The sequence below is a fragment of the Methylomonas sp. MS20 genome, assembly GCF_050275925.1.
Classification (GTDB): Bacteria; Pseudomonadota; Gammaproteobacteria; order Methylococcales; family Methylomonadaceae; genus Methylomonas; species Methylomonas koyamae_A.
The window spans coordinates 434,807-447,521 of sequence record NZ_CP189962.1 but is presented as its reverse complement, the minus strand read 5'-3'; the positions used below and the strand labels follow the sequence as shown (position 1 = coordinate 447,521).

The window sequence follows — 12,715 nt, the reverse complement described above, 5'->3', positions numbered from 1 at the left end:
ATGTGGTCGATGGAAATCGCAAGAAAAGCATTTTAGGCCGGCAGATGGAGATTATTTCAGTCTTTTTGGATCTGGCTTGAATTCGCTTGTTGTTGTGCCATCTGCGCGTCTTAACGAAGCATTCCCAACCGAATACCTAGCCACACCTTATAAAAATCTAGTAGCGCGGCTTGAAGCTTATTTCACCTTGCGCTCAAGGGCGTTGGAACGAGCGATGGGCTATCGTTCAGAATAAGTCGCCAAATAGACAGTTACTAATCGAGCAAGACAAAAAAAGCCCGCCTATTAGATTAATAAGCGGGCTTTTGGTATAGGCGCTTGGCGATGACCTACTTTCACATGGCAACCTGCCACACTATCATCGGCGCTAAGCGGTTTCACTTCCGAGTTCGGGATGGGATCGGGTGGTTCACGCTTGCTATGTTCACCAAGCAAACTGGTTAAGTCGGTTGTTGACCAACTGTCATGCAACAGGTCGGTTAAGCCGTTTGGCTTAGCCTTCAGGCATTATTTAATCTAACCACAGCTTGTGCGGACATTCGCGCTTACGTGGTTTTGCCTTTGACCTGCTTTTCATGGAAATCTGTATCGAGTTCGTTCTCTTGCGTTGTTTTCAGCGATTGTCTTAGACAACCCAAACGCATTGGGTGTTATATGGTCAAGCCTCACGGGCAATTAGTACACGTTAGCTACGCCCATTACTGGACTTCCACACCGTGCCTATCAACGTTGTCGTCTCCAACGGCCCTTCAGGGGACTTAAAGTCCCAGTGAGATCTCATCTTGGGAGGGGCTTCCCGCTTAGATGCTTTCAGCGGTTATCCTGTCCGAACGTGGCTACCCAGCAATGCCCTTGGCAGGACAACTGGAACACCAGAGGTTCGTCCACTTCGGTCCTCTCGTACTAGAAGCAGCTTCCCTCAAATCTCAAACGCCCACGGCAGATAGGGACCGAACTGTCTCACGACGTTCTGAACCCAGCTCGCGTACCACTTTAAATGGCGAACAGCCATACCCTTGGGACCTGCTTCAGCCCCAGGATGTGATGAGCCGACATCGAGGTGCCAAACACCGCCGTCGATATGAACTCTTGGGCGGTATCAGCCTGTTATCCCCGGCGTACCTTTTATCCGTTGAGCGATGGCCCTTCCATACAGAACCACCGGATCACTAAGACCTACTTTCGTACCTGCTCGACTTGTCCGTCTCGCAGTCAAGCACCCTTATGCCTTTGCACTCATTGCCTGATTTCCGACCAGGCTGAGGGTACCTTCGTGCTCCTCCGTTACTCTTTGGGAGGAGACCGCCCCAGTCAAACTACCCACCAGACACTGTCCCTAATCCAGATAATGGATCGAGGTTAGAACTCCAAACATACCAGGGTGGTATTTCAAGGTTGGCTCCACAAGAACTGGCGTTCCTGCTTCAAAGCCTCCCACCTATCCTACACAAGTAGGTTCAAAGTCCAGTGTCAAGCTATAGTAAAGGTGCACGGGGTCTTTCCGTCTAGCCGCGGGTACACTGCATCTTCACAGCGATTTCAATTTCACTGAGTCCCAGGTGGAGACAGTGTGGCCATCGTTACGCCATTCGTGCAGGTCGGAACTTACCCGACAAGGAATTTCGCTACCTTAGGACCGTTATAGTTACGGCCGCCGTTTACTGGGGCTTCGATCAAGAGCTTCGCTTACGCTAACCCCATCAATTAACCTTCCAGCACCGGGCAGGCGTCACACCCTATACGTCCACTTTCGTGTTTGCAGAGTGCTATGTTTTTGCTAAACAGTCGCAGCCACCGATTTTTTGCAACCGCCTTACGCTCCATCCGCGAGGGACTTCACTTATCAACGGCATACCTTCTCCCGAAGTTACGGTATCATTTTGCCTAGTTCCTTCACCTGGGTTCTCTCAAGCGCCTTAGAATTTTCATCCCACCCACCTGTGTCGGTTTAGGGTACGGCCACTTGTAACCTGAAGCTTAGAGGTTTTTCCTGGAAGCAGGGCATCTATCACTTCGCGTTTCTTTCGAGACACTCGTCATCACGCCTCAGCATATAGCATCCCGGATTTGCCTAAGATGCCTGCCTACACGCTTAAACGGCCACTTCCAACCGACCGCTGATATAGCCTTCTCCGTCACCCCATCGCAGTTACAACTGGTACAGGAATATTAACCTGTTTTCCATCGACTACGCCTTTCGGCCTCGCCTTAGGTGCCGACTAACCCTGCGTCGATTAACGTTGCGCAGGAAACCTTGGGTTTACGGCGAGGGGGTTTTTCACCCCCTTTATCGTTACTTATGTCAGCATTCGCACTTCCGATACCTCCAGCCGACTTCTCAATCGACCTTCGCAGGCGTACGGAACGCTCCTCTACCACTCACGCAAAGCGTGAATCCGTAGCTTCGGTACATAGCTTAGCCCCGGTAAATCTTCCGCGCAGACCGACTCGACCAGTGAGCTATTACGCTTTCTTTAAAGGATGGCTGCTTCTAAGCCAACCTCCTGGCTGTCTGTGCCTTTCCACATCGTTTCCCACTGAGCTATGATTTGGGGACCTTAGCTGACGGTCTGGGCTGTTTCCCTTTTCACGACGGACCTTATCACCCGCCGTGTGTCTCCCGTGCTGACACTTGCTGGTATTCGGAGTTTGCATCGGGTTGGTAAGTCGGGATGACCCCCTAGCCGAAACAGTGCTCTACCCCCAGCAGTGATACACGAGGCGCTACCTAAATAGCTTTCGAGGAGAACCAGCTATCTCCGAGCTTGATTAGCCTTTCACTCCGATCCACAACTCATCCCCTACCTTTTCAACGGGAGTGGGTTCGGTCCTCCAGTGTGTGTTACCACACCTTCAACCTGGTCATGGATAGATCGCCCGGTTTCGGGTCTACACCTTGCGACTCAACGCCCTATTAAGACTCGGTTTCCCTACGCCTCCCCTATTCGGTTAAGCTTGCCACAAAATGTAAGTCGCTGACCCATTATACAAAAGGTACGCAGTCACCCCACGAAGGGGCTCCCACTGCTTGTACGCATACGGTTTCAGGTTCTATTTCACTCCGCTCTCCGCGGTTCTTTTCGCCTTTCCCTCACGGTACTGGTTCACTATCGGTCAGTAAGGAGTATTTAGCCTTGGAGGATGGTCCCCCCATATTCAGTCAACGTTTCACGTGCGCCGACCTACTCGATTTCACTAAAAAAAGGTTTTCGTGTACGGGGCTATCACCCTGTATCGCCGGACTTTCCAGACCGTTCCACTAACCTTATCCTAGCTTAAGGGCTAGTCCCCGTTCGCTCGCCACTACTTAGGGAATCTCGGTTGATTTCTTTTCCTCCGGGTACTTAGATGTTTCAGTTCTCCGGGTTCGCTTCAGTGAGCTATGTATTCACTCAAAGATGACGAGGTTATCCTCGCCGGGTTTCCCCATTCAGACATCGCCGGATCACAGGTTGTTTGCCACCTCCCCGACGCTTTTCGCAGGCTACCACGTCTTTCATCGCCTCTTACTGCCTAGGCATCCACCGTATGCGCTTATTCACTTGACCATATAACCCGAATACGTCTGTATTAAGGTTTTTAGTCGCTGACATGTTCGCTGATGTTGCTTGAGAACGTTTTACGGAGGTTTTGGGCCGCTTTCTTTCGAAAGCCGCTGGCTACCGCCCGCAACTCGTTTTTAAGTATTGATCGTTAGCCGATCAAGACTTAGGTTACAGATTTCCATATTGTTAAAGAGCGTATTGATACGAATATCAATGCTATCGAGCCTTGGGTTATTAACCGAAAAGCTGTATAGCGTTGATGTTGATATCTTGGCTTAAGATCGACGTCACGTGATGGTGGAGCCAGGGAGGATCGAACTCCCGACCTCCTGCGTGCAAGGCAGGCGCTCTCCCAGCTGAGCTATGGCCCCGAATAGATTCAGACTTTCGCCTTTTCGTTAGTTGGTGGGTCTGGGAGGATTTGAACCTCCGACCTCACCCTTATCAGGGGTGCGCTCTAACCAACTGAGCTACAGACCCAGGTGCGTCTTTCAATCGAAATAATTTGTTGTGAGTACGTGTGACAGTGTTCTGTCTTTGTAAGGAGGTGATCCAGCCCCAGGTTCCCCTAGGGCTACCTTGTTACGACTTCACCCCAGTCATGAATCACAAAGTGGTAAGCGCCCTCCCGAAGGTTAAACTACCTACTTCTTTTGCAACCCACTCCCATGGTGTGACGGGCGGTGTGTACAAGGCCCGGGAACGTATTCACCGCGGCATTCTGATCCGCGATTACTAGCGATTCCGACTTCATGCAGTCGAGTTGCAGACTGCAATCCGGACTAGGATCGGCTTTTTGGGATTTGCTGGCTCTCGCGAGTTTGCTGCCCTCTGTACCGACCATTGTAGCACGTGTGTAGCCCTACCCATAAGGGCCATGATGACTTGACGTCGTCCCCACCTTCCTCCGGTTTATCACCGGCAGTCTCCCTAGAGTTCCCGACTTGACTCGCTGGCAACTAAGGATAAGGGTTGCGCTCGTTACGGGACTTAACCCAACATTTCACAACACGAGCTGACGACAGCCATGCAGCACCTGTCTCTCGGTTCCCGAAGGCACCAAGTCATCTCTGACAAGTTCCGAGGATGTCAAGGGTAGGTAAGGTTCTTCGCGTTGCATCGAATTAAACCACATGCTCCACCGCTTGTGCGGGCCCCCGTCAATTCATTTGAGTTTTAGCCTTGCGGCCGTACTCCCCAGGCGGTCAACTTAATACGTTAGCTCCACTACTAAGTTCTTTAAGAACCCAACAGTTAGTTGACATCGTTTACGGCGTGGACTACCAGGGTATCTAATCCTGTTTGCTACCCACGCTTTCGTACCTCAGCGTCAGTTTGAGTCCAGAGAGCCGCCTTCGCCACTGGTGTTCCTTCAGATCTCTACGCATTTCACCGCTACACCTGAAATTCCACTCTCCTCTACTCAACTCTAGTCTTCCAGTATCAAATGCAGTTCCCAGGTTAAGCCCAGGGCTTTCACATCTGACTTAAAAAACCGCCTACGCACGCTTTACGCCCAGTAATTCCGATTAACGCTTGCACCCTCCGTATTACCGCGGCTGCTGGCACGGAGTTAGCCGGTGCTTCTTGTATAGGTAATGTCAGTCTATCGGGTATTAACCGATAGGTATTCCTTCCTATTGAAAGTGCTTTACAACCCTCAGGCCTTCTTCACACACGCGGTATTGCTGGATCAGGCTTTCGCCCATTGTCCAATATTCCCCACTGCTGCCTCCCGTAGGAGTCTGGGCCGTGTCTCAGTCCCAGTGTGGCTGATCATCCTCTCAGACCAGCTACGGATCGTCGCCTTGGTAGGCCTTTACCCCACCAACTAGCTAATCCGACATAGGCTCATCTATTAGCGCCAGGCCCGAAGGTCCCCGGCTTTCATCCGTAGATCGTATGCGGTATTAGCGTGAGTTTCCCCACGTTATCCCCCACTAATAGGCAGATTCCTATGCATTACTCACCCGTCCGCCACTCATCCGGGTGCAAGCACCCTTCAGCGTTCGACTTGCATGTGTTAAGCATACCGCCAGCGTTCAATCTGAGCCATGATCAAACTCTTCAGTTTAATAATGCTTGATACTAAATAAGATTAGTATCCAATCTTGGCTCGACTACAGAACGTCGTTTCTTGCGAATTGACGTGGATTCTCTGCGCCGATAATTTCTAACAGAAACGTATCGCCACACATACCCACACAAATTATTTCGATTCATCTTGTTAAAGAGCCAGAGCATCTCGCCCTGTTGAGCCGACATATTCTACAGAACTTTCAGAAAGTGTCAACACTTTATTTTCGAAGCCAGAAACCAACAACTTCCGAAAAACCAGCCACCACAACACTACCGCAAGCCCGGCAAATCTTGCCGCTCTTCGTCGCTAACTCAGTCAGTAACGAAGAGCCGCTCATTATAGCCAGATACCATCATCTGTCAACTATTTTTCACTTTCCTAGCTCTTGGGTGCGCATTGTCGTAGATGTCAGCCAAATAGCGAAAGTCCAAATGGGTATATATCTGTGTAGTTCCTAAATTGCTGTGCCCTAACAACTCTTGAACAGCGCGAATATCGTGACTGGCTTCCAACATATGACTAGCAAACGAATGCCTTAACATATGAGGATGCAAGCGCTCAGCAGCGCCCTGCTTCTTACCCCATCTATCTAACCGAGACTGAATACTTCGAGGGCTTAAACGATTACCTTTTAAACCTACAAAAAGGGACTGACACTCCGAAGACGGTCTATATTCCAGCCAATGCCTTACCGCCGATACGGCACGCATTCCCATCGGCAGCAATCGTTGCCTGCCTCCCTTACCGAAACGCACCCTTAACATTCCGCTGTTTAAATCAAGATCGCGAACATCCAGCCCGACCAACTCAGTCAGCCGCAGCCCCGATGAATAGAATAATTCAAACATTGCCAAGTCCCGAATCTCCAATATCGAATTCGGGTTGACGCTGAGCAAACCGCACATCTGATCAACATCCAGCACCTTCGGCATTTTTCGCTCACCCTTCGGCGCGCGAACCGACAAAGCAGGGTTTTGATCCAAGACTCCCGTCCTCACCAAGTACCGATAATATCCCCGAATGGCAGCCAATTCGCGTTGAATGGTCTTAGCGTCCAACCCGTCGCGGTGCCGACCGGCAATATAACGACGAACATCTGACGTTTTGACGCCGTATACTGGAATCTGCTTTTGGCCACAGTAACCTACAAACCGCGACAAATCTCGCTGATAGCTACTTAGCGTATTCGCTGCTAATCGCCTCTCAGAAGAGAGATAGTCAAGGTAGGCTTGTAAAACTGCCTCGCAGGACTCTTCCACGCAGCTTACTCCACACGCTGCATCAACGAGATTAGACGGGTACCTACAATCTCTCCCATTTGGGTTAAAAAAAGACTTCCCAGACTGTAATGGAAACGCCCTTCATCACGACTTCCGATAGCTAGCAATCCTTCCAGCTGGGTGTACATCATCGGAATAATTGCGCAGGACTTGACCTCTGGCGCTATATCCCCAAACAAGAATTTGGCCTGAGCCAGAGTCGGCCGACCGCACTTAGGCAGCTCTCCGGACATTTCGGCGGAAAACAGCTTTAACCCTTCGTCCCCCGGCGAAACAAACAATTGCCCGATGGGACTGTCGGCGTACTCCCGGATAATCTTGACCGCTACAAAGTCGGTCAAAAAGCACTCCGCTAGCACTTCGCTTAAATTCGCTACGACATCCTCCAGCGAATTCGCCTCCAACATTGCCAACGTTAATTCGTGCATACGCCCGAACGAAGCGTCGTTTTCCCTGGCGATTTCGATCAACGCGGTCAGCTGGTTTTCCTGCTCTTGGTGTTTAACGCGAAAAATCTCCAACTGCTTTGCGATCAACGAAACGGCATTTCCACTGGGATGCGGTATCTGCATTCTTTCCAGCAACGACAAATGGTGTTGAAAAAAATCGGGATGCGCTTGCAAATACGCCTCCACTTGCTGATCCGTTAATGCTTCACCAGTCATAATTCAATTTGCCCCTCATATACTGAAACGGCAGGACCCGTCATAAAAACGGAATGACCGCGACCTTGCCAAGCAATCTTTAACGATCCTCCCGGCAACTGCACGGAAACCACCCGTTCCAATGCCCCCCGCTCGATTCCCGCGACCACCGCCGCGCAAGCACCACTACCGCATGCCAAGGTTTCAGCGGCGCCTCGCTCATACACGCGGAGCTTAACACTCTGGCGATCCATGATCTTCATAAAGCCAACATTGACGCGTTCGGGAAACAGCGGATGACTTTCCAGAACTTTCCCTAGAGCACTCACCGGAGCCGTTTCGATATCCTCAACACAAATGATCGCGTGAGGATTCCCCATAGACAGAGCGGAAAATGCTACCTGATCTCCATTGAGAAAGACGGTGTATACCAGCGCTTCCTCCGGCATCAGCAACGGAATTTGCTTAGGCTCGAACCGCGGAACGCCCATATTAACGGTGATGTCGCCATCCTCATTCGCGTTCAACACTAGCTGACCGGCGTCGGTATCGACGACGATAGAACGTTTCGAGGTTAAGCTTTGATCAAGCACGAAACGAGCGAAGCAACGCGCGCCGTTTCCGCATTGCGCAACTTCGCTACCATCGGCATTAAAAATCCGGTATTTGAAATCGGCATTTTCGCTAACAGGCGGCTCGACCAACAATAACTGATCGCAACCAACGCCAAAATGCCGATCCGCGATAAAGCGAATTTGCCGCGCGTCCAGCCGTACCGACTGATTGATGGCATCGATAACTACAAAATCGTTACCCAGCCCCTGCATTTTGGTGAAGTGAATTCGCATGGGCGCTTCTAAGGCAATATTTGCTCACCGGCCCAGAGCATTTCGACGGGTTCCCGTTGCCGAATCAAATGACAACGATCGCCGTCGACCATGACCTCGGCGACCCTGGGACGGGAATTGTAATTCGAACTCATCGTGAAACCATACGCTCCCGACGACCGAACCACCAGCAAGTCGCCTGGACTTAAACCCAATCGACGTTCCTTTCCGAGAAAGTCCCCGGTCTCGCAAACCGGACCGACAACATCCCAAACCTGCTCCTCGGCACCACTCCCAGCGAGTACCGGGATAATGTCTTGCCAAGCGCTATACAACGCCGGCCTGATCAGGTCGTTCATCGCTGCGTCGACGATCGCAAAATTTTTGTTCTCGGTCGGCTTTAAGTATTCGACCCGAGTCACCAGAATGCCGGCATTTCCGACGATTGCACGGCCCGGTTCGAGCATGATTTCGATGTTCCGATTGCCTAAGCGACTTAACACGGCGGAAATATATTCTCCCGGTTCCGGTGGCTGCTCGTTGCGGTAACAAATGCCCAAGCCACCGCCCAAATCCAGATGTTCAAGCACAATGCCGTCGCCAGCCAACTGATCGACCAATTCGAGTACTTTATCCAAGGCATCCAAAAACGGCGCGGTTTCGGTCAATTGCGATCCAATATGGCAATCAACGCCGACCACCCGAATATGAGGCATCCGGGCCGCGCGGAGGTATTCATCCCGCGCCGAAGCAATATCAACACCGAATTTATTTTCCTTTAGTCCGGTGGAAATGTACGGGTGAGTTTTGGCATCCACATCCGGATTGACCCGGAACGACACCGGTGCAATTACACCCAACTCTCCCGCTAGCCGGTTAATCCGATCTAATTCACCACTAACCTCGACATTGAAACAGCGAATTCCAACCTTGAGCGCTGCGACTATCTCGTCTTCGCGCTTGCCAACCCCGGAGAATACAATTCGGTCGGCACTTCCACCCGCCTCTAAAACACGCCGCATTTCACCTTGCGACACGATATCGAAGCCCGACCCCAATCTGGCCAGGAGATTAAGGACCGCCAGATTGGAGTTCGCTTTTACCGCATAGCAGATTAAATGCCGGCGCCCTTCCAAGGCCTGATCGAAGGCTAGCCAGTGGCGCTCCAATGTCGCTCGCGAGTAGATATAGCAAGGCGTTCCGTACTCGGCCGCAATTTGATCGACAGGCACGCCTTCGGCGTAGAGCGTACTCTGCCGATAATTAAAAAAATCCATGGATAGAGGCTTATTTGGGTACGTAGATAGGCGGCGGACTGTCCGGGTGGTACAAGGGGCCAGTCTGACCGCAGCCCTGCAACAACAACCACCCGAATACAGCAATTAAAAGCCGAAAGACAATCATAGGTTAGACATCAAAAGATCAACGTAGACCAATATAACATAGGCCGTCCGCAAATATTCACCTGCCATTGGCCATACGGGCCCGCTCCCAAGCCTACGAAGCAGTCGCCGATTATTTGATCGTCAACGATTCCTTAACGACTTTAGGCGTAATAAATACTAGCAATTCCTTCTTGTTGTCGGTCTTGACGGTTTTCTTGAACATCCATCCAACCACCGGCAAATCGACCAACCAAGGCACGCTATTGTAGGAATCTTGAACCGTCGACTCGTAGATACCGCCAAGCACGACTGTCTCGCCGTCCTCAACTTGCACCTTGGTCTTCAACTGCCGGGTATCGATAGGCACGGTAGAATTGCCACCGGTTGCCAATGGCGTACCCGGCGAATCTTTTTTGATGTCCAATTGCATAATGACGCTACCGCTGGGGGTGATTTGCGGCGTTACACTAAGCTCCAGAACCGCATCGACCAATTGCGTCACCGGACCGGTCGCCTGACTCTGAGTCTGATAGGGAATTTGCACCCCCTGTTTGATCGAGGCCAACACCCGATCGCTGGTCATCACCCGAGGATTCGATACCAGCTCACCCTTGCCATCGTCTTGCAACGCGCTAATTTCAAGATTCAGCATGTAATCCGCGCCGCGAGCCAGGGTCATGGCCAGAGAGCCTCCGCTGGAGGCCGCCAAAGCAGTACCCAAGTCGGACAGAATTTGCGAGTTTTCACTGGTCTCCGCACCGGATGCCGTAAATCCATATTGCTTGCCGCCACCCGCCGCGCCTTTGTTGGCGACTCCGAACTTAGTTCCCAAATTTTGCGCGAAACTAGTGTCGGCAATCACTATCCGAGATTCGATCAGCACTTGTCTAACCGGCACATCCAACAACTTAACCATTTTGTGAATGTCCTCCATCGCCTTCGCGGTATCCTTGACAATCAGCGTATTGGTTCTAGCATCGACGATAGCTGTACCGCGCGGGGACAATAGACGCATGCTGGTAGCGCCGCCTTGACCAGCTCCGCCAGACTGACCGCCCGCGCCGCTTCCTCCGCCACCGCCACCGCCGCAACCACCTCCGCCGCCACCGCCGCTCCCTGCTGAACTGCCTGCCGCGCCGGATTGTCCGCCCTGCGAGCTATTGCCCACCCCCATCAGCACACCGCAAATCTCTCCAGCCTTCGCGTAATTGATTTGAATGTTTTCGGTCTTCAGAGGCTCGAGCTCTTCGAAGATTTTTTTGGAATCCAGCTCTTCCTGCTCGATTTTCATGATCTCCGCAACAGGAGCCACCATCACCACATTCCCGCTTTGACGTTTGGCCAAGCCCTTGGATTTCAGAATCAGCTCCAACGCTTGATCCCAAGGCACGTCGTTTAAACGCAATGTCACGTTGCCGGCTACCGAGTCGGCGGCAATAATATTGAGTTCGGTGAAATCGGCCAGAATTTGCAATACGGACCTGACTTCAATGTCCTGAAAATTTAAAGACAACTTATTGCCGATATAAGGAAATTTTTCCTTTTGCTGCGCCTCTTTCTCGGCGGGCGTCAATGGCCGGAACTCGACCGTCAGCAGGTTGTCCGCTTGATAGGACGAATATTCGTAATTTTCATTATTCGGGGTAATCGTCAGCCTCACATTTTCGCCCTTGGGCAAGGCCTCGATCTTTTGCACCGGAGTGGCAAAATCGGAGACATCGAAATTCTTGGTCAATGAGTCGGGCAGCTTGGTGTTCAAAAAGTTGAGGACCACCTTGCCGGCGTTCTGCTTGGTATCGACCACCGTGTTCGCGTTCGACAGGCCCAACAACAAGCGCCCCTCGCCATTGGGGCCGCGTCTAAAGTCGAGGGTTTTTATCGTTTGTTCGGGCAAAAATTTGCTGACGACCGAATCCTTGGCTGCTTGCTTTAACGGCGACACCTGACTGACCGACGCCACGGTGGCGGCCGACTTTAAGACCAAATAGAATTTGCCGGCTTCCGCCTTGATTTCATAAGGCACCTTCTCCAGCAGATTAACCACGACGCGCGTCCTTCCCGACGCCTCTACCGCGTAGACCGTACCCACCGCGCCTTGGTTGATTGGAAAGCTTTTCTTGGCCAAATTACTCTTGACCCCGGCAAAATCCAGCGCGATCCGATTCGGATTATCGGTTTCGAATATTTTCGGCGTCACAACCTCTCCGACCATATCCAATTGAATTTGCACCTGATTACCCGCTAACGTCGAAAACTCAAGATTGTTGATGGCGGCATCTTCGGCGTTCGCCAAGGACAAGGACAAGCTCAACAACAAGACCAGCAACAGCGGCCATAGGCGCCCCGCGCCGGCGGATTGAGATTCTAAGGTGTTTCGTAATTTCGCCATGTTTATAACCCTTTGTCGCCAGCCAGCGCTAATGAAGTCGGTTGTTCGCGCCACGTACCCGGCTTATCCGGAACAATTTCCATCAATTCAATCTTATCTTCGACAATACGAATGATCTTGCCGTAATTCTGCCCCAGGTGATTGCCCACCTGAACCCGATGTATCGTGCCGTCGCGAGCCCGGACTAACCCCCAAAATCCTTTGGGGTCGCGCAAGGTACCCACCATCCGCAAAGAATCCAGCGGATAGGCTTCCAACTCTTCCTTCCGCCGCTCGACATCGGGTTTGACGCCGGTAACTCCGGACACATCGATACTGTCTTCGCTGTCCTTACGCTCAATCGGCTGGAACGGATCACGCAGTCCATCCGGTTTAAAAATAAAGGATTCGACCACTTTGATTTCCGGCAGCGGCTCAATTGCCCCCTTGGGCCTGGCTTTGATTTCTTGAATGTATTTGTTCAAATCACTGAAGTCGTCGTTATCGCAGCCCGCCAGCATCAGTAGCGTCATGCCCGCTAAACAGGCGCCAGACCATTTCGGCCTTGCCGTCCGATTTCCCATCA

Annotated in this window: 7 protein-coding genes, 2 tRNA genes and 3 rRNA genes; all 12 read right to left on the bottom strand. The window is 51.6% G+C overall.

Annotated elements, in window-relative coordinates; all coding sequences use genetic code 11:
* Positions 1 to 316: 316 nt before the first annotated feature.
* A 5S ribosomal RNA gene (rrf, locus tag ACQE3D_RS01970) occupies positions 317 to 432 on the bottom strand.
* Between the two features lie 222 nt (positions 433 to 654).
* Positions 655 to 3,548 (bottom strand): 23S ribosomal RNA (locus ACQE3D_RS01965).
* 292 nt (positions 3,549 to 3,840) lie between these two features.
* Positions 3,841 to 3,916, bottom strand: a tRNA-Ala gene (locus ACQE3D_RS01960).
* A gap of 32 nt (positions 3,917 to 3,948) precedes the next feature.
* Positions 3,949 to 4,025, bottom strand: a tRNA-Ile gene (locus ACQE3D_RS01955).
* A gap of 60 nt (positions 4,026 to 4,085) precedes the next feature.
* A 16S ribosomal RNA gene (locus ACQE3D_RS01950) occupies positions 4,086 to 5,619 on the bottom strand.
* Together the 16S, 23S and 5S rRNA genes with 2 tRNA genes alongside form the textbook arrangement of a ribosomal RNA operon.
* Before the next feature lie 365 nt (positions 5,620 to 5,984).
* Positions 5,985 to 6,884, bottom strand: a complete 900-nt coding sequence (xerC, locus tag ACQE3D_RS01945) for a tyrosine recombinase XerC (RefSeq protein ID WP_313729248.1) — start codon at positions 6,882 to 6,884, stop codon at positions 5,985 to 5,987.
* A 5-nt stretch (positions 6,885 to 6,889) separates the two neighbouring features.
* Complete coding sequence (locus tag ACQE3D_RS01940) at positions 6,890 to 7,570, bottom strand: DUF484 family protein (RefSeq protein WP_064024044.1); 681 nt, start codon at positions 7,568 to 7,570, stop codon at positions 6,890 to 6,892.
* Positions 7,567 to 8,397 (bottom strand): diaminopimelate epimerase, encoded by an 831-nt coding sequence (dapF, locus tag ACQE3D_RS01935; RefSeq protein WP_313729249.1) that lies wholly within the window; start codon positions 8,395 to 8,397, stop codon positions 7,567 to 7,569. The genes ACQE3D_RS01940 and dapF overlap by 4 nt, the downstream gene beginning before the upstream one ends.
* Before the next feature lie 8 nt (positions 8,398 to 8,405).
* Positions 8,406 to 9,653, bottom strand: a complete 1,248-nt coding sequence (gene lysA / locus ACQE3D_RS01930) for a diaminopimelate decarboxylase (protein WP_313729250.1) — start codon at positions 9,651 to 9,653, stop codon at positions 8,406 to 8,408.
* A 10-nt stretch (positions 9,654 to 9,663) separates the two neighbouring features.
* Positions 9,664 to 9,780, bottom strand: a complete 117-nt coding sequence (gene lptM / locus ACQE3D_RS01925; RefSeq protein ID WP_139306267.1) for an LPS translocon maturation chaperone LptM — start codon at positions 9,778 to 9,780, stop codon at positions 9,664 to 9,666.
* 111 nt (positions 9,781 to 9,891) lie between these two features.
* Positions 9,892 to 12,150 carry a type IV pilus secretin PilQ gene (gene pilQ, locus ACQE3D_RS01920; protein WP_313729251.1) on the bottom strand — a complete coding sequence of 753 codons (2,259 nt, stop codon included), beginning with the start codon at positions 12,148 to 12,150 and terminating at the stop codon, positions 9,892 to 9,894.
* A 2-nt stretch (positions 12,151 to 12,152) separates the two neighbouring features.
* Entirely contained in the window at positions 12,153 to 12,713 is a 561-nt protein-coding gene (locus ACQE3D_RS01915; protein ID WP_082885274.1) for a pilus assembly protein PilP, read from the bottom strand.
* Positions 12,714 to 12,715: the final 2 nt, after the last annotated feature.